Raw genomic sequence first — 24,106 nt, 5'->3', positions numbered from 1 at the left:
AAGAGGTGAAGGCCTTTTTAAGTTGGTTGGCGAATGAGCGCCATGTTGCTGTTAATACGCAAAAAGTTGCTCTAAATGCTTTGGTGTATCTTTATCACAAAGCGCTGAATCAAGAACTAGGTGATCTTAATTTTAGCCTTGCTACTAAACAGCGTCAGTTGCCTGTAGTGCTCACACCTGAGGAAGTTCAGCGCATTTTAAACCAGCTTAGTGGTCGAAATAAGCTGATTATTGAACTCCTATACGGTAGTGGTTTAAGAGTAAGTGAGGCGCTTCGTTTGCGGGTTCAAGATATCAATTTTAGTCATTCTGCACTTACGATTCGTGACGGTAAAGGCAAGAAAGATCGGCAACTTCATCGATAGATTTAGCTGACGCGCGTTCAATAACGATGCGCCGGTATACTGCTGTAAGGTGATGGCTTGGGTCAAAACTCAGCTCCAGAAACGACAAAAGCGGTATCCGATTAAGATACCGCTTTTGCTGATGAAGCGCTAGCGCTTGAGGAACTTGCAGACCCAGCTCCGGACCCTGCTACGTAGCTGGGGCCGCAAGTCTTTCTTTCAAAAACCGGGCAATCCTGCTGATTGCTTCATGTAGGTCATCAATTTTGGGTAAGAATACCATGCGGAAGTATTGGTTGCTGGCAAGGTTAAAGCCGCTACCTGGCACTACCAATACTTTTTCTTGTTGCAGTAATTGCATGGCAAAGTCTTGATCGTTTTCTATGGGATAAAGTTCAGGATCTAAATGTACGAATAAGTACATGGCTCCTTGAGGGCTATTTACCGAGACTCCGGGAATGGCATTAAGATGCTCGACTGCAAAATTGCGTTGTTCATATAATCGTCCTTCTGGCGCACATAAGGCCTCTATCGACTGGCTACCACCCAAAGCTGTTTGAACGGCAAGCTGCGCTGGAACATTAGCACACAGCCGCATACTTGAAAGCGTCTCTAGCGCATTAAAAATGTCACCGGCTTGATCTATCGCACCACTGATGATTAACCATCCAGACCGAAACCCGGCTGCTCGATAAGCTTTTGATAAGCCATTAAAGGTAAAACAAAGCACTCGCGGGTTAAGTGCAGCTATCGAAACGTGCTCAGTTTCGTCAAATAATACTTTATCGTAAATCTCATCAGAGAACAGGAGTAACTGATGAGCTTCAGCAATGTCAGCGATAGCGGTTAGTAGAGCTTTACTGTAAACAGCACCCGTTGGGTTATTCGGGTTAATCACCAAAATAGCACGTGTCTTTGCCGTAACCTTGCTAGCAATGTCTTTAACATTTGGGGCCCATTGATTTGCAGGTTCGCATTGATAGTAGACCGGCTTGCCACCAGCTAAGGTTACTGCCGCAGACCAGAGCGGATAGTCTGGCGATGGAATGAGCACTTCATCATCTGGATTCACAATAGCTTGAGTCACCAAACTTATAAGTTCAGAAACGCCATTCCCCATAAAGATATGCTCATGGGTCACCCCTTCAATGCCCTTACGTTGGGCTTCTTGCATGACCGCTTTACGAGCCTGAAATAAGCCTTTGGAATGGCTGTATCCCTGCGCATGAAATAGATTTTCTGCAATGTCGCTCACAATTTCTTGGGGGGCGTATAGCTCGTATGGCGCCAGATTACCAATATTGAGACGAATAATCGGATGTCCTGCTTTTTCCAAACGTTCAGCTTCTTGCTGCACAGCTCCTCGAATATCGTAACGAATATTCTGCATTCTCGTTGCTGGAGTAACCATGTATCTATCCTTGTTCAGAGTAAAGTGAGGAACTTGCAGTAAAGTGAGGAACTTGCAGACCCACCTCCGGCCCCTGCTACGTAGCTGGGGCCGCAAGTCTTTCAACTAAGTTTTTTCAACTCAAACTAACGATGCAGCCACAACAAATCATTCACCTCACTTTCAGTAGGTGCGTACCCGCAAGGGGCGCTGAGTAGCAGCGCGCGCAGTTCATCAATTTTGAAGTTTTGGCAGGCGTCGTCCAGCGCATCCAGCAACGCAGACATTTCATCCCAGGGTAAATAGGCTTCTTGGGCTTGGCAGATACGTGGGTGGGCGCAGTCGATGACATTGTCGCCGATCAGCAGTTCTTCGTAGAGCTTCTCGCCAGGGCGCAGGCCACTAAAGGCTATCTCGATATCGCCATGGGGGTTACTCGAATCACGCACTTCAAGGCCGGATAAATGAATCATTTTACGAGCTAAATCGACTATTTTCACGGGATCGCCCATATCCAACACAAACACCGAACCGGATGTTCCCATGGTACCAGCTTGGATCACTAGCTGAGCGGCTTCAGGGATGGTCATAAAGTAACGAGTGATCTCTGGATGGGTGACGGTAACAGGGCCACCCTCGGCTATTTGCCGTTTAAATAGAGGTACTACGGAGCCAGAAGAACCTAACACGTTACCAAAGCGTACCATGCAGAAGCGAGTCGCTACGTCAGAGCGTGACGCGAGGCCCTGCAAGACTAACTCTGACAAGCGTTTGGTGGTGCCCATCACATTGGTGGGGCGCACCGCTTTATCTGTAGAAATCAGCACAAACTGTTCAACGCCTGAGGCAATCGCTGCTTCCGCAGTATGCCAGGTGCCGAACACGTTATTACGCACGCCTTCTACCATGTTAAATTCAACCAGCGGCACATGTTTATAGGCCGCAGCATGGTAAACCGTTTGCACTTTAAAAGCGCGCATCACGGCTTCAACCCGGTTGCGGCGCTGTACCGTGCCTATCATCGGATAAATCGGTACTGATAAGCCCAAACGCGTAGACATCGCACGGAGTTCGTTATCGATGCTGTAAAGGCCGTACTCGCTAAGTTCGTAGAGTACTAATGCGGCTGGCTTTTGCTGCAAGATCTGACGACACAGCTCAGAACCAATCGAGCCACCGGCCCCCGTAACTAAAACCACTTTGCCACGAATGTGTTGCTGCATCAGCGCTGGCTCTGGGTCTACCGGGTCGCGGCCCAATAAATCTTCGATGTGAACATCTTGCAAGGCATCGATGGCTAAATCGCCATTCACCATATCGGCCATACCCGGTACCGTTTGAACCAGTACGTTAAGCGATTCTAATGATTCTAAAATTTGTTTACGCACCGAACGTGGTGCAGATGGCAGTGCCAGTAGAATGCGTTGTATGTGTGAGCAGCGCACAGCTTCAGGCACTCGAGTCGGGTCGATAACAGGGATACCCAGAATCGTTGAGCGCTGCAGGGTTTTGTCATCATCGACAAACACTACCGGATGAAACTGCTCGCCATTGATCAATGCCTGTGCCAACTGGCGTCCGGCCGAGCCAGCACCATAAATCATCACACGCGTTTTACGACGGCTCACCATGCGATGATACATTTCGCGCATGGCCAACCGGCTACCACCTATCAGCAGTAAACTCACCAAGCCAAAATTAACGATGGCCTCGAAAGGTAAACTGACACCAAACAAATGTACCAAGGTATACAACCAGATGGTTGCTACCAGCACCCCGGCAAAAACCAAACCCAGAGCTCGGATACTGACATAGCGCACCACCGCACGATACAACCCTAACTTAGTAAAGACCGCCAACGAGCCAACCGCTAAGCCTACGTATACCCCGGTCCACTGCCATAAATGGCCAGGCATATTCAGGTTAAACGACAAACAGTAAGCAATCACTAACGCCAGCAGTAGCGCCGCAGAATCGGCAACTAAGCTAATCACTCGTTTCACCGAGCGTGGAAGTTGCAAAAGTTGACTAAGCAGGTTCACGTGCAATACATCCTAATTGTGCAGAAAGGTAGCTCCGACACCATAGGCAATCCGCTGCCTTGGTAGGTAAAACATTGGCGCAAGTATAGCTTTGTTAACGGGGTGTTACAAGGATTTGCAAAGTAAGAAAGGAGTTTGGGGCGCATAGGAGTAACTAGCACCAATGACCTTGGCCAGTTTAAACGAGCAACATAGCTTGTCATGGCTAGTTGTTCGATGCAATTTCTTCGATCAAAGTTCGACTACTCTTCAATGAGTCGGTATTAAGTTCAATTCGATTACTATTGTTGACGAGTTAAATACTGCAATTATCATCGGGGACCTTTGATTCGTTGGGCAAATAGACTTTAACAAGCCCCCAAAGAAAACTAACTGATGATAGATGTCCAAAATCATTTGCCATAAATCACCTTACTAGTTACAACAAAGATGTAGTGAAAAACTCAGACATAGGAAAGAACAGGCACTGAAGCACTTAAGCTTCAGTGCCTGCCCCCAAAGCCTATTTTTTCAAGCAGAGAAAGCCGCCGCCTTCAATTGTAGTGCCGTTGAAATCTTTTGCGCGTGGGTGATAGCCGGCTGCATAGTAACCTGCACCTAAGGTGCTGCAAACTTCCTGACCCTGAGTTTCTAAATTCGCTGGAACCGGCCCAAAGGCTGATAGATCATCCCAAACTCGAGCGCTAGGATTTTCAGCATCAGCAACAATCTGGGGCGGTGTAGCACCCGGCGCTTTACCAATGTTCGGACCTGTTGTCATACATCCACTGACAAACAGAGAAACCACTGCGAAAACAACAGCTTTTTTTACATTTAATAATGACATATTCAGGTTCTCCTTAACTGACCTCATCTGATAATAGCGCAGATTTCGACATTTTCTAGTAGCTTGCGATGTTTTTTCTGCGCCAAGAATAAAACGCCAAAAATCTATGGAGCAGCAACAGATCATGTTGATTATCCAAGGCAGCGTTCCAATTAATAAGAGCATCCTTCTGTTGCAATGGCAACAAAAAAAGAACACTATTTATCCACAATCATTTAATATGCAAAAGGTAGTCCGTTGTCACAATTTATTGTTGTTCTCGCGTACCCTCGAACGGGGTCGTCTTTGTGTATGCAAACATTGAAGCTGTTAGGTGCTCATGTGGCTGGTGAAGCAAAACGACCCGACCTAGATATTGACGGCAATCCCAAAGGTTACTACGAAGATATGCGGGTACTTGGCAAAGGCTTGAACGCCCAAATTATAAATGAATATCAAGCTATTAAAGCCCATAATATCGCTTTTAAATTATCATACGCCCCCCTTCACCCGAACCACAAACGAACGACTCCTGAACAACAAGTTGCATTTTTAAAGCAACTCAGCCCGAGATTTATCTTAACCGTTCGAGAACCCTTAGAATCAATCATGTCAGTTCAACGATGGTCCGATTCTACTTGTCCTAAAGAACAATTTATTCGTATTACCCAAAAATTAAAGAAATACAAAGAAAATATAGAGACTATATTAAAGGTTCTTCACGACAATCACTGGCTAAATCCAAACAACTGTCTAGTCCAAAATTATCATGATGCAATTCAGAATCCGACAGCTTATGTTGAACGCCTGGCTGATTTTGCTCGCCTAGCACCAAGTCATGAGCAAATAGCATCAGCGAAGGCGAATATTGACCCAGCCCTTTTTCGCTATAAAGCCAAAACATTACCCGCAAATGTTGTGGATTGGGACAGTAAAATTGGCGCTAGTGCAACCTATGAACGCTTGATACAGCCTTTACTCATTAGATAACAACACCGAATAGCGTTATGTGTTTTGCGGTTTTCTCATTTTTGCTCTATACAAATGTACGTGCATTAAATATGAACAAAAAATGAGGACGGAAAACCAATGGATTATTTTTTAGGTGAAATACGACTGTTCGCTTCCAAACGTATACCGAGGGGATGGTTAGAGTGTAAGGGACAAGCTTTACCAATCTCCAGAAATCAGGCTTTATATGCTCTCATTGGAAAAAAGTTTGGTGGGGATATGAATAATTTCAATCTTCCCAATCTGCAATATCGTGCTATTCGAAGTACAACAAATCCGTCAAGTCAGATAGGTAACCAAGGTGGCAGTAGTGCGGTTGCACTCACCTCTAACCAAATACCTTCCCACACTCATGAATTGGGCGCAAGTCACCAAATCGCAGATACACCTGTACCACAAGAACAGTCTTTACCTGCCAACACGATAGATGAATTTATACCCTTTTATGGCACCAAACTACCCAATACGACGGGCTCATCTCGAAATTTCACCTCAGCCGGTGCGAGTGCACCACATAACAACATGCAACCTTCACTCGCCATGGTGTACTGCATTTCAACCGATGGCATGTGGCCACCCCGTCGATAAACAAGGAAAATTATTATGGCTGATTGTTATATAGGAGAAGTTCGTATTTTTGTGGGTATGCGCCCTCCCAGAAATTGGTTGTTCTGTGAAGGCCAATTATTACCTATAGCTGGCAATGAATCGCTCTACAGCTTACTTGGCACAACCTACGGCGGCGATGGGATCACTCGCTTTGCGATACCAGACCTTCGCGGTTGTGTTCCTATTGGTCAAGGACAAGATCCGAGTAGCTCCAATAACATTCATTGCGGTACCCGCATAGGCACCGAAACAGTAACTCTTTCGTCTAGTCAATTGGCAGAACATTCACACTCACTTAATACCAACACGCAATTTGACGGAACCACGGTCGCGCCAGATCGAATGTACATCAATAGTCTAAATATTGAGGCGTTCAGCAATACCACCGACCCCAATCGCCTAATTAACTTTAATCAAAATGCTGTGAGCACGGTGGGCGGCGGACAACCTCACGAAAACAGAATGCCATATATGGCACTTCACTACATGATTGCTACTCAGGGTGAATACCCCATGCCAACAGAATAGGAGCAGAAAATAATGGATGCATTTATAGGTGAAATACGAGCTTTTCCTTATGGCTTCGCTCCTGATGGTTGGCTCGCGTGCAATGGGCAAGTGGTTCCTATACAGCAATACCAGGCGTTATTCAGTATCGTTAGCTATCAATTCGGTCCCCGTAGCAGCGTGTCGTTCTACTTACCCAACCTGAATGAAAAAATTGTCATAGGCGCTGGACGCTTGGCTGAGACCGGCTCGTTATACCAGTTTGGACAAACAGGCGGACAAGATGAGGTAACCCTAACTGAGGCACAGATCCCAGCACATTCTCACCGTTGGGTTGGAGCGCGCCGCCCGGGCGAATCTAATAGCCCAACCACTGGTGTACTCGGCAATATACTTGGTTTAGTAGAATACAAGGAATTTCCACAGCCGACCATACCCACAGCTACGTTTGGTCCACAATCTATGGGAGTGACTGGCGCAAACGAGGCTCACGAAAACCGACAACCATTTTTGCAAATGGCGTATTACATCAATTATGACGGCGTCTATCCCATTCCAAGCGATTAAAATAGTCACAACATTAACGACTCGTTTTTTGCCTTAAATTTCAATTATTCTCATATATTCGCTAGCAATTTCAAAAGAGAAGTCTAATATAGTTCAAAGAGTAGACAATTGGCGCCCCTACCCTAGGGGCATAATGTAAGAGCAAAAAAGACAAGGTTAACCCATGCACCAAAACAACAATAAATTAGACTGTGAAGGTAAGCTTAACGACATAGCTAATAACGATAGCAAAGCTTCTTGGCAAGCACCTAAAGTAACTCAAATCACGGCTCGAAACACCGAAGGTAAAAATTGGACTGCGGGAGGCGAAGCCTCAGAATGGCAAGGTCCTAGCTAACCCCACAAGCGATTACTGCTCAACGTGGCAACCTGTGAACAACGGGTGATACATGACACATGAAGGCGGGGCTAAACGCTTGGGCTATGTTGGGGTAGCCCCGCGCAACTCACCATATCCAAGTAGTCACCGTCAACTAGACCACCGCGGCCTTGGGTTTGTAGAACGCTCGTCCCCCAATTTAAATTACCCTCAATTAATATCGGGCCCTCATCAGTCAAAGCAACATCCCAACCAACTGACTTTAAATCAGCAACTTCAGCATGAGCCCGAATCGCTAAAACAACAAGATCAGCCCAACAGGGTAACGTAAAGTTGTCTAACTCACCAACACGACCATCAGTAACGTCAATTGCGTAAGGCTTTACAAATACTTGATTCAGAACCGGAAGTTCAAGGTTAGCTCGCCACGCCCTAAAACCTTTGGCGGTTCGCAACGTAACAATGCGAATCACCACTAAGTCATGATTGTCGTAGAATGGCGTTAAATCTGGGTGACTCACGAGTTTCGGTTGCTTTAAATAAGAGGTCGAACACAAAGCCTCATTCAAATAGCTCCGTATTGCCGTTAAGCCCTTGCGTTGAGTTTTACCATCTTTACTTCGCAAATGCGCTTCGCCACATTCTGTCCACTCGATTATAAGACAGCCTTTTGCTTGTGATGATATTTCCGGCTTAAAGAACAGCGCTGGTCCCGCTGCCAACTCCACAACAGTATCAGACGTCACTTTTTCAGTCGGTATCACGGCAAGACCGGCCTGCGCCATTGCCTGCGCAAACTCCAGCTTACTTGATATAATTGCCGACGAACGCTTGCTATACCCCTCCTGCAATACCATATGCCAATGCGGTAGCACTTGGTTTGGTACATATGCCCACCAATCATTACGCGCTAGCTCTGCAAAATTTAACGAAGAAAACGAAACCGGAGCCAAGCCGCGCAAATAGGCAAAGAATGATTGCTTCATATAATGAAGAAATGTTAAGCCTGTTGAAGGCTGGTCGACTGATTTTGAACATCGCCTTTTAATCAAATGCCGAGTGTAAAACCATGGCCCCCAAATGAAATACCAAACCAACAAACTATAAATAACACCAAATACATATAACGATCGGGGAATTTGCGGCCACGCTTGAAGAAAAACTTTTTTGTGCAATTTATAAGCACTCATGTTTAAATCAGCCCAACCCATTGGAACGAAAAAGCGCCAGCTTACTAATGTATGCGGTATTGTTCTTTTTATAATTCGTTGGTAAAAGAAATTTAGAAATTTACTCAAGGCAGTCAATCCACTTAAAATGGGTTAAATACAATAAAAATCGCTAAAGGCACTCCAACTTGGTCAATTTTGTATCACAACTATCTCACCGCTTAACACACTCAGGATCTCATGAAGCAGCCGATCCGATAGATCCTGACTTTATTACTGCGTTAAAATACCACCAGCTAGTGTCGGCGGTACAAGAAGTATTACCGCTTCCACAGCTCAAAGAATGGCAATTTCACAACCTTAAGCGCACCAAAATACAACTATTAGCCAAGCAATACCTGAGTGATTTTTTTAACCAAAACGCCGTTAAATTTAAATGGTTAAAGGGCCAGGGTTTAGCCCAGAAGTTATACCCAACGCAGGCATCTCGCTACGCAAGCGATTTAGATGTGCTCATCCAAAGCAGAGACGCGGTTCTTACCTGTGCCGTAAAACTTATTGCTGAGGGCTGGACGTATTCCAATAACGCCAATAAAAACACTCCCAACCACCTTCAGCAACATCTTAAACTACACAAGGACATTCCATTATCGCACCCTGACTTTGGTACACTTGAGCTACACTATCGCGTTACAGCAGTTCCTACACCGCTTGGAACTGCCTACGAAACATGGCTCTGGCAAAATAATCATCAGAACTTAAGTGCCGAAGAATTCTTGTATTTATGCTATCACGGTACAGCAACTGCGTATCATCGGTTAAAGTGGCTCTACGATATTCATCTTTACATTACTGCATGGTCAAACGAAATCGATATCAATGATCTGTTAGCTAAAGCACATAACTTAGACTGCGAGCGCCCCTTATTACTTAGTTGGTATTTGGCCCACCAAATATTTAAAACCCCGTTACCTGAAACTGTCCAAATTAGAGTTCAACAATCGCCGTTAATTCGCTTCGCTGCAAAACGCATTATTAATCATGCGAATCAATGCCGCGGACGAAATCCACATACTGCATATCGGCTCGAGCGCCGATTGTTCTGGTATTTCGCTCATAAGACGCGTAAACATCGCTACCAAATAGGCCGTCATTTGACTATTTTGGCATGGCAGCGATTCAAATAATCGGAGACCTATATAGGCTTAAGCTATAAATGCAAGAAAGTTGAAACAATCGTAAAAGAACGGTGTCCTTCTCTGCCAGAAAAAACTAACTTTCCGGTACAAAGCCACGCATGCGCTTTCATACCCTCTGCCTCGTCTTTTCGAACACCTAAATGTACCACATACGGAATACCATATAATCGACACCAGCAAGCTCCAACTAAAGCTTGCACCAAACACTTGGATTCCCATGGCGTAAACCGAGCAGCAAGTTCAACCGCTCTGCCAATTTGCCAAGCACGCTGCAACTGCCGGTCACTAGTCAAAACACACAACTCCGTATTCCCCCAATGCTGCCCAAGCACACCACGATACCAACGAAACGGCAGTACCACCACCGCCAGCCGAAATAGTCCAGTCATTGGCCACATCAAGATAAACCACAGCTTTTTGCGCAGCGACATCTTAATGAAGAAAGTTTGAAGCTTGTTCAACACCGCCATGAATGATCTCTTTTCATTGTTTAACCTAAATGAATTTGGTTATCGGCAAGCTCATTAATCGATGCTTGATGTGATATAACAATTACCGTTAATTTGCCACGCAAACTTTGAATCGTCTCTTTTACCAAAGCTTCATTAGCCTGATCTAAAGCATTCGTCGCCTCGTCCAAAATAAGCAATTGGGGGTTACGCAAAAGTGCTCTTGCTATGGCTAATCGCTGGCGTTGACCACCACTTAACTGCCGCCCATGATCGCCCACCCGAGTATGCAAGCCTTTAGGTAGACTTTGTACAAAATCCCAAGCCGCCGCATCCCGCAACGCTCGCTCTATGTCAATGTCCGAGATATCATCGCGAACCCAAATTAAATTGTTGTAAATTGTGTCGTCAAATAGTAATGGCTCTTGCACCACATAGGCGACGGAATGACGCCAAGCTAACGTTTGCATCGCATTTAATACAATATTGTCCACCACGAGTTCACCGGCGGTAGCTTGCTGCAGACCCGCAATTAGATCAGCAACCGTGCTCTTGCCTGAACCCGATGGTCCTGTTAATGCCGTTATTTTATTAGCTGGAATGACACACGAAAACTGTTGTAAAACCGGTTCATTAGCACCATTGTACTGGAACGTGACATGACGTAACTCACATTGCTGAGTGATTTGCACAACATATTTAGTGGCATCAACCGCTGCTAGTTCCGGCTCCTGCGCTTGCTGCAATTGTTTTACTACAGCGCGGCCATTAGCACTTGCCGGAATAGCATGCAACGCTTGCTGCACCGTTTTTTGCACACTCGATAACAGCGGTAGCATACGCGCAAGAATAACCACCAACACGATTAACTCAGCGATTTCACTACCGACAACCGTTAATGAAATATAGAAAAACGCGGCCACTAATAGCGCTGCGATAATCGTTAACAGCCACGTGGTCACGGCATTAATAAGGGTCAATCGAATCTGCTGCTGTTCCAGACGTTCACTGGTATGAGACAGGGCCTGCGCAAAGCGATCTTCAGCGCCAAATAGCTTAATCATTCGTAAACTATGTAAGTGCTCACTTACCGCCTTAAATAAGCGTTGATTCTCGCGCAACTGCGTACGACCGCTTCCCAGTGTTCGTTTGTATAAGGGTAACAACAATACCGATGACAACACCGCAAACAACAGCGCCATGAAGCTCATTTGCCACGACACCACTAGCGCCACTACAAAAAAGCCAATCGTAAGCAAAAACTGAGACAAAAACTGAAAAGTAAGTTGGCTTAAACGCCCTATTTGGCTCACTTGTCCATTTAAAAGGTAACCCAAGTCAGCCAGAGAATAACCGTTCAAAACGCTCCATTGAGTACGCATAACCAAACGATACATCGTTTGTCGTAGCACATGCGTGTAGCGTTGCTGTACTGATGCACTTAACGTCATATTATACGCACGAAGCGTTGCCACTAAGGTAATCAGAGCGACATAAACCACGAGCATCGACACTAAATTTAAAGGGATATGTAACGTCTCAAAAATCGCTGCAACAACTTGGGTGATTTCATGATTTGAAGCGGTCTCACCAGCAAAACCGAGCACGCTTAATAACGGCAAAATAAAAAGAACGCCTACGCCAGCAGAAAGCGTTTGTGCCACCATGAGTAGGACAATTAACGAAATACGCTTTGGAAATGCACGAAAGAAGTCTAGAAAATAGTTTTTCGCTTCGGTTACTGTTTGTCGTGCCGACAGTACTGGTAATTGATGATATCCTGACATGCCCTGTCTTTATTTTTTGATAAACAAGGATTCCACTATACGATACCTTGCGTTTACACTCCATCTACAATCATGTCTTTTATGTACCACCACAAGGCACTTATGTATAATTAGGTACACAAGTTATGACTCAAGAAAGGAACGACGTGTTTTCTTCACAGGTATACGGACAATATATTGAAAGCGATTTCATACTACCTGGGCTGGCTCCTGCATATAGTCAGAACAACACGACGTTAAAACGGCAAGTAATAAGGTTAGCCCACACCACTTTTCAACAGCCGGCGCAGAATAAACGAATTTACGTCAGGCTTAATCATGGTATTTATCGTTCACCTGAGTATCCAAATCACTTATTCGGTACAGTAGACCAACTAGGTAGCTTTAGGCTCACGCCGTCCAGCGTAACACTTGCGCCTATCGATAGCCTTCCGCACCAACATCTTATATCGTTCGCACTGGGTAGTGGGCTAGGAGTGCAGCTTTACTTACGGCAAATTATTCCAATGCACGGTATGGCATTTTTAAATTCTGATAACACCGCAAGTTTAGTTTTTGGTATGAGTGGCGCAGGAAAGAGTACCTTAACGGCGGCCTGCATAAGCGCAGGGATTCCTGTTTTTAGTGATGATATTTTACCTATCGAGCGACAAGGTCATGAGTTGTTTATCCATCCGGCCCACCGTCGACTAAAGCTATCACAACAATTAGTCACTGAGTTAACGATACCAAGCGAAAACCATCAACCTGTGAATCATTCAATAGAAACGGCCTATCCAAACACCGATAAAATAGGATGGGTGGCACCACAAGAAAGCTTTGCACACGAACCGGCTCGCGTATCACGCCTGTATTTATTACGTAAAGTTCGCCATCAAGAAGCAGGCTCTGTGAGCTCTCCAATGAGCCCTTTTCAAACAATCAACCTGTTACGACGCTTTGTATATCGCCCTAAGCTCATTCCCTTTTTGGGCTTAAACAAACTCTTTTTTGAACAGGCTTCTCTACTTAGTCAAACGACTCAGTTACGCGAAATACACCTACCAGACATCACACACTTTTCATCCTTTAACAACTATGCTTGCAAAATCAAAGAGTTGCTTCAAGTTTAACGCTATTTCTGTAGCAACGTAACCGCAGAGCTATTCATCTAATTTGCAGCCTGTATTATCTAGATAGCTTTTTAGCCGATTTGTAAAAACGCCAGCGCCATCGTCATTGAGATGAAGTAAATCGGCAAACCAGTCTTCTTGCATGCCATCGGTGTTATGCTGCCATAGCTCGCCCGGGAGGATAATACAGTGATTTGTTTTAGCTAACTCACGCATTATTTCTTCTTGTAAATGAAATGGATTGGGTATCTCTTTTTTTAAATTATCTTTCAAAGTAATCCAATCAATAAATCTATCATAATATCTAACTAAAATAGGTGGCTCCTCAATTATAGCCCTTTTATTTCGTATTATTGCTTTTTGCGTTGAATTAGCCTCAGCCGTCATGAGACCTTCTAGCATTCCAGTAACGTACCATTGCGACAAAGGTGATTCTAGCAGGACAAAGTGAGAACCATGTTGTGAAGCCAATTGCTGAATCTTCCTAAGTTCATTCAATGACTCTTCAATAATAGTACTATTACTCTTCAACGCAGGAGTAACTGCGGATAATAAAATCGGAAAACGGTAAAAGGGGTGCAACTCTGTATTAATAGGTTCCGCTTCTTGTATAAATGTAAACTTAGGGTCAGTACATCTGTCGGTTGGCTTTACAGTGCACTTTAAATAAGCAAGCATGGAATGCCCTTGCCGACCTTCTACTCGAAGCGGTATGAGATTGGAGCGAAAAAAACCAATAAAATCATTTCTTATAATGGTCAGATCAGAAATTTCTCTTAAAACAAGATAGGCATTTTCACGACCTTTATTGGCAAGTAATCGACTATTTGAAAAGTTTATCGAATGCCCGTTATCTTGAAGTAAAATAAAAGGGTTCAGTGTTAAAAAAATCCACTTGGGCTTTGCGCCGCTTTCATAAACAGCCTCTAAAATGACCCTTGTTTCGAAAAGATCTCCACCGGGAATCCATAGTGGAACATGCTCTAAGCCGAGTTCGTCAAAGTCAATGGCCACAGAATGTGAATTACCAATAGATATCGCATCCGCTTTGTGTAATCTGCCATCTCTGATATCACTGATTCGCTCAGAAATTATAAATATTTGATTTACCCAAATATGACTAATCAACCATAACGAAACAAAGAGCAAAGCACAAAAACAAAACGCTCTTGCTGCAGAAAACTTGCTACTATCTTTAAAATTGGAAATAAATAAACGCATTTTGATCCGGAGCTGAAAAGTTAGTTATAAAGATAATTATTATTAAATAGCAAGCCCATCTGAAAATAGGATTACGAAAAGGCCAATTCTCTTTTTCTTTCTGAAAATCGACAAGCTTTCGACTAAAAAACCAACTAGCTGATGCTATACCCGCAATTAATAAAGGAAAAACCATAGCGTAATTACTGATAGATATATCCATTTGAAAAGAAAAAATCTTTAAGAATACTGTACCAGCATGCTCAACACTAGGTGATAGAAAAATAACTGCTCCCAAATTTACTAAACAAAAAGTCCTTAATTTCCGAAGGTTATCCCACAACCTATTCTTCGGCAAAATTAAATTCTGTTTATAAAATAATTTTTCTACTACAATAAAAACCCCATTAACAAAGCCCCACAAAATGAAGTTGAAAGCAGCTCCATGCCACAAACCTACAATCGTGAATGTAATGATAGTTAGATAAAAACGCCAGTAACTATTTTCAGATAGGGATGCTAAAGGTTGATGAAGATAATCGAAAATCCATCTTGTTAAACTAATATGCCAGCGCTGCCAAAAATCTCGGACACTTAGAGCACTGAAGGGTCTATTAAAGTTTTCAGTGAGATTTACACCATATATCCGCGCCGACCCTCTCGCAATATCAGTGTAAGACGAGAAATCCATATAGACATAGAACATAGATAGTCCTGCAGTTGCAGTAGCTTCAAGCCATGTGTATTGATCACCGTTACCATAGACAGTATCCATCAAAGGCGACAAATTACCTACAATAACGAGCTTTTTAAAAAGTCCAACCAGTATTAATATAAGCCCAGAACGAATACGCTCCCAGTCAAAGTTATAATACCGTTTTAACTGAGGTAATAGCTTATTTGCACGTTCTATTGGACCAGCTATTAGCTGTGGGAAATAAGCTACGTAAAGAGCAAAGTAGCCCAGATGCCTTTCCGCAGTCTTCTTTCCACGATATACGTCAATGGTATATCCCATAGACTGCAACGTGAAAAAAGAAATACCAATAGGTAGGATAAAATTTGCTGCTGGACCTGATAGAAAAGAGGATGTTTCGAGAAGATAGCCAAGTGTTTCATCGATTAGCAGTCGATATTTAAAATAAGCTAAAATAGATAAATTTGTTATTATACTTACTATCAAAAACAACCTGCGTTGTCTTTTATTTTTAGTTTTGCTTATACTCAATCCACAGCTATAATCAATAAAAGTTGAAACAAGTAATAGCCAGATAAAATCTAATTGAGAATACCCATAAAAAAAGTAGCTTACAATAAGAAGTAAAAGCCACCTTAAACGAAATGGCGTTATAAAATAAATAGAAGCACTAAAAATGAGTAATAAAAAATATTCTACGTTATGAAAGCTCATGGAGTCTCTCTGTCATTTAACTGGGAAAACTAAGACTCAAAATAGCACTCAGGGTAAGTAACCTAAATTAGACATTACTTCTGAATGGTCTTTCACAATGGTATCGACTTGCTGGGTGCTTAGCGTGTTTTTCCAATCACCAACAATACCTTTTCGAAAAAAACTTTGAACACCTACGGGCTTTTCACGAAAGCCAAACTCCCTTTCCTTCTTTTGCAGTCGCTCAAAACGCGTGAGTTCTAACGACTTCTCGATCAGTTCCTTATCATTGGGTAATTCCAGGAAAGTTGCTATTTCGGAAAAGGTTTCAAACGGTTTAGACTTCATATCTTCATAACGTACGAACTTAACGGATAAATCAGCATTTTGCCATGAACGCACATGCTCACTCCACGACCACAACCATTGCCGAACCTGATTCGCTTGACCTATCTCGGTTTTACAAAGTGCACTATTCGAATAGTTCATTTTCGCTATTGACTCGTCAATGGAGCACTTTGAGTGATTTGCAAATGAAATACATACGTCAAGAGGGTTACGAACTATATATAACGCACCTCGTGTGACATCTCTTGGAAACATTGGCTGCCGAGCCGCACCTTCCCCCACAAAACTATAGGCATCATGTGCTTTATGATATCCCCAATTTTTTGTCACACTATTTATGTACCGATATGCAGAAGGGCGTAGGGTATCTATTTCATTCGGTGTTAAACTGTCTAGTGAAAATCCGAGTGCATTTTGAATCCACTCTCGCCCACTCGCTATTACGCCAGTTCTTAATTCATTTAAATCAATATCAAAGCTTTCTTCGAAAGTATTTTCATGAATAAATTCCTCGTTCATACTCCGCAACGCTGATATGAAGCTACGTGTCCAGGTGTTACCAGACTTCGGATATGATGCTAGCCAAAATAACCGTGCTTCATGATTTATCACGGGTGGCTCCAAGAGGTTCATTTGTTAAATAAGTAAATAATGCTTTGCCCATTTTCTCGAAATTTTCTAATATCTTAGAGCTGCGCGGACGCCCTAGTTTTATAACCGGTGTATGCCCAAAGCTCTTTCCAATCAAAATAAAGTGAATTTTTTCTAGCCCTGCAGTCTTCGCAAACTCCTTTCTAAATATCTGGTTCTGTAACGGCGATAGCTTCTTTACTCCTTGAATTTCTTCAATCTCAACAGTGTTTTCATTGTCACCAGTAAGCAACACTACAAGGTCAACAGAGGCTTGTTCAGAGATAAAGCGCTCACCAATATGCCAGTCAAACTTATTAACACTAGGGCGTACTGGCGTTAACTCGGCTTCATCTAGTTGCAAAGCTTGCGACACATCTTGCCAAATTTTTAACCGCGGAGAACCACTACAAACAACCCCTTGACTATTAAAAACAGCCAAATCGTCAGCGACTAAACACGCATTACACTGGTTAATGAGGTACGCTGAAAAAGACGATTTCCCTACCGCAGAGTGTCCACATAATAGCAACCGATGAATCTGACCATGTATTTCAAGGTGAACGACATTACCGTGCATCACTAGATACTTACGCATATTCATTAATGGGCCTAAAACAGCTCCTAATAGGTACAACTCTACAGAGTCCATATCCGCCGTAGGGTAAGGCTGCACATTGATAGTATCTAGATCAGCAACAAAGAAACGAGCAATATTTGGAACATCAAGCCAAAACTGGGTATTACTTATACTTGCGAAAGCTGATACAGACTCCAAATGGCTCGGCGGCGCCGACTCAACATTAGCAAGTTTGATATGAATATCAGGGCTCTTATCCGTCACTAACGGCGCCTTTAATTCGAACTCACTGGCAAGTACTACGCCATAAATCTCATAATTATGAGCCATCCAATATCCTTAAGCTTCGTCGGGATGAATTTGAATCAACTTCTTTTGTTGCATGTCATTCAAAAAAAATAATAAATCTTGCTCACATTGCTCTTTGCTCACCACAAACTCTTGCTGTAATTTGGTACACAGAACATTCACCACATGAGGCTCTTCCAACATTGTCCAAATTTTGCTCGCCACTCCATTTAAACCAAGGTAGTTATCTTGGTCCTCGCTCATCATTACAACTTCTTCGCCCATCAGGGCAAATACTAAATCAGGATGACGTTGCACTTTACTTTCCAAATCAATTACCATTTTTTATCCTAACTGTCTAATAGAAAAGCTAATAACTCGCTGTAACTACCTGAACATTCGCTATTTACTTCCACGAGTAACTTTACCACTCGTAGTTCGAGCTAAACTACCACGCTTAAGCAAGGTAACTTTCAAATTACCCACACCAAGCTCCTTCAGTAAGCACTCATTTATCTTCTGTACTAGAAGCTGGTTGGCATCTAACGTTTTATCAGTTCGTTCAAGAACTAACTCAGCATTCTCAAAACCTTTTGGCTCTTGACTCCGACCCACAACACTGTTGCTAAGCAGTCCTATATTTGTATTCACCGGAATGTTTAGTTCAGAAATAAGAGCAAGTATATCGGCTAAATAGATATTTCTTCCGGCAAGTGAGACTCGATCATTATTGCGCCCCAGAACCACAAGACAGTCGTCCTTTATATAACCTAAATCCCCGGTATTAAACCAACCTTCAACTTCTTCCCCGTTTAAATAGTTCGAAAATAAACTGGGTAAACGAACCTCTATCTCGCCAACATTTAATTCTGAGGACTCGCCAAACTCACTTGAACAATAAACATCATTCTCTGACTTGATACGAATAAAATTCGCGGACTCCGCAGACAATATACAAGGTAAAATACGAGTGTCCAGATGTTGTGCTTTATCGAATTCATAACAGCTCATCGCTGGGCGACCGCAAACATACAATACCGCTTCGGCTAATCCATAGGTTGAAAAAAAAGCGTCTCTGGGTATGGAGCAATATTCACTCAATTTCCTAAAAGTTTCTGTTAAAGCGCTTGGTACGATGTCTGCTCCCACAAATATCCGCCGCAAATTTTGCAAGTTTAACTGCCGGAGTTGTTCACTCGAAGTAGATTTCAACAAAAAATCGAAGGCAAAAGGAGGCCCACCTGTTACTGTAACTGAGTATTTTTCCATCATAGTAAGCCATCGTATCGGCTTTTTTAAGAAGTCAGTCGGCGACATAAGCACAGTTTGCCTTCCGCAAACTAAACTAAAAACATAGATCCCAAATAATCCCATGTCGTGGTGTAGCGGTAGCCAACTCCCCATCACATCTGACTTATCAAACTCCCAATCTTGATTGTTATACTTTGTATTGCTTAAAATTTGTGCATCTGTTAAACAGACGCCTTTTGGCTTAGAAGTAGAGCCTGATGTAAACTGAACAATGCGATTCTTTGGAACCTGAGAGCAAACAAAACTTTCACAGCGGTATTCGCTACTATCTAACAAATACTGGCCAAGTAGAACATGGTCCATTAATAAAGCATCAACAAACAATGAACGAATAAAATCTGATCGCCCCTCTTCCTTTTCTCGAGTTGGCTGCGGAATTGGAATAATTGTATATCCGGCATAGATAAGTGCTAACAAACCGACATATATTGATCTATGGTGACTTACATAAACAATAACGTTTTTAGCCTCACCAAATTTTAATTTTAAGAAGCCAGCTAGTTGTTGCGCTTCTCTACTCAGCTCTCCAGCTGTTATGTCATCAGAACCTTTTTCTCCACCCCGCTGCAAAATACGAAGGAGAGTTTTCTCTTTAATCTCAGACAGCGACTTATAAATTGCGAAGGCCAAATTATCCGCGTGGTTCATCATTATCTCTCTTGGTCGGCTTTTCGTTTAATTGATATGTTTCAATAATTTGCTTGCCATAGTCGACGGAAAAATGAATAGGATCCCGCCAAATAGACTGTATTTCGTCTTGTACAGCTGGAACCTTTACAAATATATTCCGCCCGCGGCACAATGCAGCAATATCATTTGTATGGTCAAAAATAGACTTTACCTTTCCACTCCAACGAGCACGTTCAGCACGGGAAGGCAGCAAATAGTCATTCATATCAAATACGAGGAAGTTTACCGTTAGTTGAGGATATCGAACGCATAACCTCTGGTAGAAACCTAGTGCATCAGAAAAACTTGCGGGAAATTTGTTCTCGATTTGGCTTGCATAAACCTCACGCAACCGGATCGCTTTCGCATATAGGTTTTCGGAAGTAGGTGCCGGAGATTCAAAGTCATCAAAGGTTACACGATAGGACTCTGCCGGTAAAAAGAGCGCCTTTAAACTATTAAAACTTAGCAGTACTGTCTTCCATACATCTAACGTTGTCTGTCGATTGGTTCTATCATTAGTCATCGGCGCAAATACTTCTACATTCAAAATCGTATTTTCAGAGCTTAATGTAGCTTCAGACAAACCATCTACAATCACTGACGTTTCAAAAAAATTCATGCCAGCTAACCCAAGCACGGCTAACGAAGGAGTATCAACAAAACCATCTCTTACTATGGATGAGCCGACCAAATAAGAACGTTTCGTTTGGTCACCTGCAAACCTTCTAAGCATAAGAAGTTCAACAATACGGTTACTGTGCCGCCCTTTCAAAACTTCTAAATTATTGCTATCCGGCAATGGGCTGTTTTTAGTGAAAAGCCCAAATGGATTAATGAAAGAATAGGCGACTACATACGCCGTTAAGCTTATTACAAAAACTGCAGCTAGTGTAAGTACGAACTTGTGTTCCTTTAGTTGGTTAGAACTGCTCATAAAAAAACTTACCGTAATGCTGTGAATAGAAAATCACCCACAAAAAAACAAACGCAACTGCGGCAGCGCGCTGCCGGTTCATTTTCATTATCTTTAATTTCCGAGGTTCTAGCTCACTATACCCAGTAATCTCCATTGAGTTCGGCATAAACAGGGAGATTAAAGACGCAACCCCAAGCAACAACATAGCAGCGAAAGGCGTCATGCCGGTATCTATCATAAATGTTCGCAGCGATATACTTGAAAAAATCAGCGGCTGAGACAATGCAAACAAATCAAAAAAGCTCTGAAAATTAACAAGCCCAGTTAAAAAATGGGTCCCGATTCCTATACTACCCGCTTTAAAGTAAGCAGCAATTAGAGAAGCAGTAGCTAATAGAGTTATTTGCCCAATAGCTCCTCTCCGCATTCCTAGTGCTTGGCCAGGCTTTTTACCTGATACAAATTGCATTCCCATAATAAATAATGCCACGGCAATCGCGGAATAAATAAAAGTTATATTAGGAGCGTGCCACAATCCTGCTAACAAGAAGACCGCAAAGACAGAAATTGCATAGATTAAACTTGCTCGTTGCCTACCTTCTATACGACGAGGAAGCCTTTGGCTAAGCCATTTAGCTGTAGTTGAGAACACATAAACTTTTAAAATATTAAGCAAACTAATGTGCCATCTATTAATATAATCGGAAACATTCTTTGCTTTAAATGGAGAGTTAAAGTTCATAGGTAACGTTATGCCAAAGCACAACGCTATGCCTATGGCAATATCGGAGTAGCCTGAAAAATCAAAGTACAATTGTACTAAAACACCCCAACTTAGAAATATCGACTCCGAAAAGCTCGCTTGATCTAACCCTGCAGCTACAGCTGCATACAGTGTGTCATTGATTGCTCCCAAAGGTGCTGCTATCGCGAGAACTTTTAACAAACCCAAGGCTAAAAGTGTTAGACCTTGCGCAATATAATACCAACTTTGATTGGGTAAGCTTTTAAATTTAAGCACAGCACCTTTATAACTTAAGATCGGCCCCGCGATAAAATTCGGGAAGAAAGTAGTCGCAAGTAAATGACGAAGCAAAGACAAAGGCCTCGACCGATTTTTGTACGATTCAAATAAGCCTGTAGCGAGATGAATACTATAAAATGCTAAGCCCGTAGGAATACCAATAGTAAGCAAAAACCCCTGCTCGCTGTCACTTACGAGTAAGTATTTATAAATAATTAGGGGGCTAAGTGTTATAGCTAAAAAGAACAAAAAAAACTTATCACAGCGTCCTGTACTCAATCCATACATCATGCCCCAGGAGACTGTCGAAATAGATATAACAAGTACTAACGCCTGTAAGCTGACGTACCCAATAAATACTAGGCTAAATACTAATAAGAAAACGACAGCAACATTCTCTGACCGGCGCTGGATAAATGCATACAGCGCCGCCAAAAATGGGAGTACGAATATAATGAGGAAGGGGTAGGCTAACATTTTTTTGTCAAAATGAGATTCTCTAAAACAACAGCATCAAGCTCCGTTGTCATTAAGGTCGCAACTGCATCTTCAATTGAGTGTATAATAGGCTTGCCCATAATATTAAAGCTTGTATTTAATAAAATAGGAACGCCAGAGGCTAGCTCAAACTCATTTAATAATTTATGTAACCAAGGCTGATATAGCTTATTTATAGTTTGAACTCTTCCTGTACCATTAGCATGAGTTACTGCAGGAATTCGATCTCGCTTTTCTTCATGTATTGAAATTGCAGCGCTCATATAAGGACTTAGAGCATCGGCTATGAACCAATCGGCGACCTTCTCCTCGGGAATCATGGGAGCAAAAGGGCGATATGCCTCACGCCCCTTCACCTTACGATTAATTGCATCCTTCATTTCGCTAGAAATCGGTGATGCTATAATTGACCGATTCCCCAACGCACGAGGACCGAACTCAGCACGACCTCTCGCAATTCCTATAATTGAGTTCTTCAATAATAAAGCTACAAGTTCATTAATAAGCTCAGAGTCGTCATCAATAATGTTCACATTAACTAAGCCTAAGGTTTCAGGAAGCTTAACTAACGTTTTTTTATTCAGTTGACTACCCAAATACGGCAGATAATTATTATGTGGAAAAACATCGTGTTGAGTTATCTTTGCCCGAAGTAGCAAAGCTGCACCAATTGCATTTCCATCGTCTCCTGGAGCAGGCGGAACATGCACATTCAAGGTCGAGCGCCGCGTTATCAGCTCACCATTAAAGGCAGAATTAAGCGCACACCCACCTGTCAAAATTATATTGTTTGTGGCTGGAGAAAATCGTTCTAAGTTTGAGTCGATCAACTCATTCAGAACTTCAGTGAACACATATTGTGCGCTCGATGCAAGTTCAGCAGAGCTCATATAGTCCGGAGCAATGCTCGGGTCTCTAGCGTAAACCTGAAACTCCTGCTTTATTTCATCAAGCCCTGTGATATCTGCAAAATACAGGCGCCCAGATTCAACACGAAATAAGGAACGGAGCCTCGCTACAAGGGCTTCGTTTGGATCAGAGAACGCTGCTAGACCCATTACTTTCCATTCTTCACCGGCAATACTCGAAAACCCACAAAGTTCTGTTATCCATGCATAAAAAGCACCAAGGCTGGCGGGGCCCCAGTTCCTTAATTTACGAACCACACGCCCTTCATGCCATTCAAAGACACTTATTGCACCGGTTTCACCCTCTCCATCTACGACCAAACAGAGAGCATCAGGATGCGGGGAAAAATAGTAAGCACTTACAGCATGGCATAAATGATGATCGAAGCCTTGAATTTCATTTAACGCCAAGCGGTCACCCAAAATAAAGCGCAGCGCCGCACCTGTCGACATCTGCGTTGCTTTATGTACATGAGAAATCCGGTCTACACTACGCTGGCTAAGCAATACTTCTCTGTACTCTTTGGCAGGTTTGCTCTCCTCGGTCTTCAACCAAGTTTGAGCAAGAAAGAACTGAGCATTCGGGTCGTTTAAACATATCGTATGCAATATGGGAGCAATGTGCTGCTCGATATCAGCCGGAGAGCCAATTGCTCTCTTTGACTGCAAATATCGCTCCGTCGCCTCAGCAAAAATACATTCTCCAGCGTCGTTCACTATTGCTATCGCAGGGTCATGCCCCGTGGTAGATAACCCAATATAATAGCTACTCATATCTATTTTTGACGTTTAATTACTTCGAGGACTTCTTCCGAAACTTCAGCGATAGTTCTACATTCGAACATAAGCAATGGCTCTACCTCAATTTCGTATTCATCTTCAATCATTCCGCACAGCAATACAGCATAGAATGACGTCATCCCTATATCTACTAGAGGCGTCGTCGGAGTTACATCTTCACGAGAAACCTCTAAAACCCCTACTGCGCTATTTGTCAAAAAGGCTTGTATGTCTTGCACTGTTGTCATTTT

The 24,106-nt window shown here is 42.8% G+C and carries 23 protein-coding genes and 1 pseudogene; 8 read left to right on the top strand and 16 right to left on the bottom strand.

Translation table 11 applies throughout. The annotated features are described in order from the left end of the window. Positions 1 to 353: pseudogene (locus tag NOG12_RS09795) on the top strand (tyrosine-type recombinase/integrase); the annotation flags it as partial. A 181-nt stretch (positions 354 to 534) separates the two neighbouring features. Here the strand turns inward: NOG12_RS09795 and NOG12_RS09790 are convergent. From NOG12_RS09790 to NOG12_RS09780, 3 genes are all read right to left on the bottom strand, one after another. Next, complete coding sequence (locus NOG12_RS09790) at positions 535 to 1,755, bottom strand: pyridoxal phosphate-dependent aminotransferase (protein ID WP_313933143.1); 1,221 nt, start codon at positions 1,753 to 1,755, stop codon at positions 535 to 537. A 125-nt stretch (positions 1,756 to 1,880) separates the two neighbouring features. Next, positions 1,881 to 3,776, bottom strand: coding sequence for a polysaccharide biosynthesis protein (locus NOG12_RS09785; RefSeq protein WP_313933142.1), 1,896 nt, complete (start codon positions 3,774 to 3,776; stop codon positions 1,881 to 1,883). Positions 3,777 to 4,278: 502 nt separating this feature from the next. Next, positions 4,279 to 4,602 (bottom strand): hypothetical protein, encoded by a 324-nt coding sequence (locus NOG12_RS09780; protein ID WP_153827339.1) that lies wholly within the window; start codon positions 4,600 to 4,602, stop codon positions 4,279 to 4,281. A gap of 237 nt (positions 4,603 to 4,839) precedes the next feature. Here NOG12_RS09780 and NOG12_RS09775 point away from each other — a divergent pair, with 237 nt between their 5' ends. From NOG12_RS09775 to NOG12_RS09755, 5 genes are all read left to right on the top strand, one after another. After that, a complete protein-coding gene (locus NOG12_RS09775) occupies positions 4,840 to 5,571 on the top strand; it encodes a sulfotransferase (protein ID WP_313933141.1) in 732 nt (243 codons plus the stop codon). 99 nt (positions 5,572 to 5,670) lie between these two features. Further along, positions 5,671 to 6,180: a phage tail protein gene (locus NOG12_RS09770; protein WP_153827341.1), complete on the top strand. Its 510-nt coding sequence runs from the start codon at positions 5,671 to 5,673 to the stop codon at positions 6,178 to 6,180. Positions 6,181 to 6,195: 15 nt separating this feature from the next. Further along, positions 6,196 to 6,729, top strand: a complete 534-nt coding sequence (locus tag NOG12_RS09765) for a phage tail protein (RefSeq protein ID WP_153827342.1) — start codon at positions 6,196 to 6,198, stop codon at positions 6,727 to 6,729. Positions 6,730 to 6,741: 12 nt separating this feature from the next. After that, a complete protein-coding gene (locus tag NOG12_RS09760) occupies positions 6,742 to 7,275 on the top strand; it encodes a phage tail protein (protein ID WP_153827343.1) in 534 nt (177 codons plus the stop codon). Between the two features lie 163 nt (positions 7,276 to 7,438). Further along, positions 7,439 to 7,612, top strand: a complete 174-nt coding sequence (locus tag NOG12_RS09755; RefSeq protein ID WP_313933140.1) for a hypothetical protein — start codon at positions 7,439 to 7,441, stop codon at positions 7,610 to 7,612. A gap of 71 nt (positions 7,613 to 7,683) precedes the next feature. On the opposite strand, the gene NOG12_RS09750 is transcribed toward NOG12_RS09755, so the two are convergent. Further along, complete coding sequence (locus tag NOG12_RS09750; RefSeq protein ID WP_228759596.1) at positions 7,684 to 8,892, bottom strand: sugar-transfer associated ATP-grasp domain-containing protein; 1,209 nt, start codon at positions 8,890 to 8,892, stop codon at positions 7,684 to 7,686. Positions 8,893 to 8,951: 59 nt separating this feature from the next. On the opposite strand from NOG12_RS09750, the gene NOG12_RS09745 reads away from it, so the two are divergent. Further along, positions 8,952 to 9,950, top strand: coding sequence for a nucleotidyltransferase family protein (locus tag NOG12_RS09745; RefSeq protein ID WP_153827403.1), 999 nt, complete (start codon positions 8,952 to 8,954; stop codon positions 9,948 to 9,950). 23 nt (positions 9,951 to 9,973) lie between these two features. On the opposite strand, the gene NOG12_RS09740 is transcribed toward NOG12_RS09745, so the two are convergent. Together NOG12_RS09740 and NOG12_RS09735 are read right to left on the bottom strand one after the other, a co-directional pair. Next, complete coding sequence (locus tag NOG12_RS09740) at positions 9,974 to 10,432, bottom strand: lasso peptide biosynthesis B2 protein (protein ID WP_153827404.1); 459 nt, start codon at positions 10,430 to 10,432, stop codon at positions 9,974 to 9,976. A 20-nt stretch (positions 10,433 to 10,452) separates the two neighbouring features. After that, a complete protein-coding gene (locus NOG12_RS09735) occupies positions 10,453 to 12,198 on the bottom strand; it encodes an ABC transporter ATP-binding protein (protein WP_313933139.1) in 1,746 nt (581 codons plus the stop codon). Between the two features lie 125 nt (positions 12,199 to 12,323). Here NOG12_RS09735 and NOG12_RS09730 point away from each other — a divergent pair, with 125 nt between their 5' ends. Beyond that, positions 12,324 to 13,310 (top strand): hypothetical protein, encoded by a 987-nt coding sequence (locus NOG12_RS09730; RefSeq protein WP_313933138.1) that lies wholly within the window; start codon positions 12,324 to 12,326, stop codon positions 13,308 to 13,310. Between the two features lie 30 nt (positions 13,311 to 13,340). On the opposite strand, the gene NOG12_RS09725 is transcribed toward NOG12_RS09730, so the two are convergent. From NOG12_RS09725 to NOG12_RS09680, 10 genes are all read right to left on the bottom strand, one after another. Further along, on the bottom strand, positions 13,341 to 14,531 hold the full coding sequence (locus NOG12_RS09725) for a hypothetical protein (protein ID WP_313933137.1): 1,191 nt from the start codon (positions 14,529 to 14,531) through the stop codon (positions 13,341 to 13,343). Further along, positions 14,506 to 15,921 (bottom strand): MBOAT family O-acyltransferase, encoded by a 1,416-nt coding sequence (locus NOG12_RS09720; protein ID WP_313933136.1) that lies wholly within the window; start codon positions 15,919 to 15,921, stop codon positions 14,506 to 14,508. Before NOG12_RS09720 ends, NOG12_RS09725 begins: the two co-directional genes overlap by 26 nt. A 48-nt stretch (positions 15,922 to 15,969) precedes the next feature. Further along, positions 15,970 to 16,767: a sulfotransferase domain-containing protein gene (locus tag NOG12_RS09715; protein WP_313933135.1), complete on the bottom strand. Its 798-nt coding sequence runs from the start codon at positions 16,765 to 16,767 to the stop codon at positions 15,970 to 15,972. A 79-nt stretch (positions 16,768 to 16,846) separates the two neighbouring features. Continuing rightward, entirely contained in the window at positions 16,847 to 17,788 is a 942-nt protein-coding gene (locus tag NOG12_RS09710; RefSeq protein ID WP_313933134.1) for a hypothetical protein, read from the bottom strand. A 9-nt stretch (positions 17,789 to 17,797) separates the two neighbouring features. Further along, on the bottom strand, positions 17,798 to 18,088 hold the full coding sequence (locus tag NOG12_RS09705) for a PqqD family protein (protein WP_313933133.1): 291 nt from the start codon (positions 18,086 to 18,088) through the stop codon (positions 17,798 to 17,800). 60 nt (positions 18,089 to 18,148) lie between these two features. Then, on the bottom strand, positions 18,149 to 19,708 hold the full coding sequence (locus tag NOG12_RS09700; RefSeq protein WP_313933132.1) for an AMP-binding protein: 1,560 nt from the start codon (positions 19,706 to 19,708) through the stop codon (positions 18,149 to 18,151). Then, positions 19,689 to 20,663, bottom strand: coding sequence for a hypothetical protein (locus NOG12_RS09695; RefSeq protein WP_313933131.1), 975 nt, complete (start codon positions 20,661 to 20,663; stop codon positions 19,689 to 19,691). The genes NOG12_RS09700 and NOG12_RS09695 overlap by 20 nt, the downstream gene beginning before the upstream one ends. Next, positions 20,650 to 22,146 carry an MBOAT family O-acyltransferase gene (locus NOG12_RS09690; RefSeq protein ID WP_153827138.1) on the bottom strand — a complete coding sequence of 499 codons (1,497 nt, stop codon included), beginning with the start codon at positions 22,144 to 22,146 and terminating at the stop codon, positions 20,650 to 20,652. The genes NOG12_RS09695 and NOG12_RS09690 overlap by 14 nt, the downstream gene beginning before the upstream one ends. Next, a complete protein-coding gene (locus NOG12_RS09685; protein ID WP_313933130.1) occupies positions 22,140 to 23,849 on the bottom strand; it encodes a carbamoyltransferase family protein in 1,710 nt (569 codons plus the stop codon). The genes NOG12_RS09690 and NOG12_RS09685 overlap by 7 nt, the downstream gene beginning before the upstream one ends. A 2-nt stretch (positions 23,850 to 23,851) precedes the next feature. After that, complete coding sequence (locus tag NOG12_RS09680; RefSeq protein ID WP_153827140.1) at positions 23,852 to 24,103, bottom strand: acyl carrier protein; 252 nt, start codon at positions 24,101 to 24,103, stop codon at positions 23,852 to 23,854. Positions 24,104 to 24,106 lie beyond the last annotated feature (3 nt).

This window comes from Pseudidiomarina fusca, from assembly GCF_032227045.1.
Lineage (GTDB): Bacteria > Pseudomonadota > Gammaproteobacteria > Enterobacterales > Alteromonadaceae > Pseudidiomarina > Pseudidiomarina fusca.
This window is presented reverse-complemented; position numbering and strand designations above follow the sequence as displayed.

Excerpts from the sequence above, each read along its gene's own strand:
- NOG12_RS09790 (WP_313933143.1), bottom strand. The coding sequence starts at position 1,755 with ATGGTTACTCCAGCAACGAGAATGCAGAATATTCGTTACGATATTCGA.
- NOG12_RS09780 (WP_153827339.1), bottom strand. The coding sequence starts at position 4,602 with ATGTCATTATTAAATGTAAAAAAAGCTGTTGTTTTCGCAGTGGTTTCT.
- NOG12_RS09770 (WP_153827341.1), top strand. The coding sequence starts at position 5,671 with ATGGATTATTTTTTAGGTGAAATACGACTGTTCGCTTCCAAACGTATA.
- NOG12_RS09765 (WP_153827342.1), top strand. The coding sequence starts at position 6,196 with ATGGCTGATTGTTATATAGGAGAAGTTCGTATTTTTGTGGGTATGCGC.
- NOG12_RS09760 (WP_153827343.1), top strand. The coding sequence starts at position 6,742 with ATGGATGCATTTATAGGTGAAATACGAGCTTTTCCTTATGGCTTCGCT.
- NOG12_RS09755 (WP_313933140.1), top strand. The coding sequence starts at position 7,439 with ATGCACCAAAACAACAATAAATTAGACTGTGAAGGTAAGCTTAACGAC.
- NOG12_RS09740 (WP_153827404.1), bottom strand. The coding sequence starts at position 10,432 with ATGGCGGTGTTGAACAAGCTTCAAACTTTCTTCATTAAGATGTCGCTG.
- NOG12_RS09735 (WP_313933139.1), bottom strand. The coding sequence starts at position 12,198 with ATGTCAGGATATCATCAATTACCAGTACTGTCGGCACGACAAACAGTA.
- NOG12_RS09730 (WP_313933138.1), top strand. The coding sequence starts at position 12,324 with ATGACTCAAGAAAGGAACGACGTGTTTTCTTCACAGGTATACGGACAA.
- NOG12_RS09725 (WP_313933137.1), bottom strand. The coding sequence starts at position 14,531 with ATGCGTTTATTTATTTCCAATTTTAAAGATAGTAGCAAGTTTTCTGCA.
- NOG12_RS09720 (WP_313933136.1), bottom strand. The coding sequence starts at position 15,921 with ATGAGCTTTCATAACGTAGAATATTTTTTATTACTCATTTTTAGTGCT.
- NOG12_RS09715 (WP_313933135.1), bottom strand. The coding sequence starts at position 16,767 with ATGAACGAGGAATTTATTCATGAAAATACTTTCGAAGAAAGCTTTGAT.
- NOG12_RS09710 (WP_313933134.1), bottom strand. The coding sequence starts at position 17,788 with ATGGCTCATAATTATGAGATTTATGGCGTAGTACTTGCCAGTGAGTTC.
- NOG12_RS09705 (WP_313933133.1), bottom strand. The coding sequence starts at position 18,088 with ATGGTAATTGATTTGGAAAGTAAAGTGCAACGTCATCCTGATTTAGTA.
- NOG12_RS09700 (WP_313933132.1), bottom strand. The coding sequence starts at position 19,708 with ATGATGAACCACGCGGATAATTTGGCCTTCGCAATTTATAAGTCGCTG.
- NOG12_RS09695 (WP_313933131.1), bottom strand. The coding sequence starts at position 20,663 with ATGAGCAGTTCTAACCAACTAAAGGAACACAAGTTCGTACTTACACTA.
- NOG12_RS09690 (WP_153827138.1), bottom strand. The coding sequence starts at position 22,146 with ATGTTAGCCTACCCCTTCCTCATTATATTCGTACTCCCATTTTTGGCG.
- NOG12_RS09685 (WP_313933130.1), bottom strand. The coding sequence starts at position 23,849 with ATGAGTAGCTATTATATTGGGTTATCTACCACGGGGCATGACCCTGCG.
- NOG12_RS09680 (WP_153827140.1), bottom strand. The coding sequence starts at position 24,103 with ATGACAACAGTGCAAGACATACAAGCCTTTTTGACAAATAGCGCAGTA.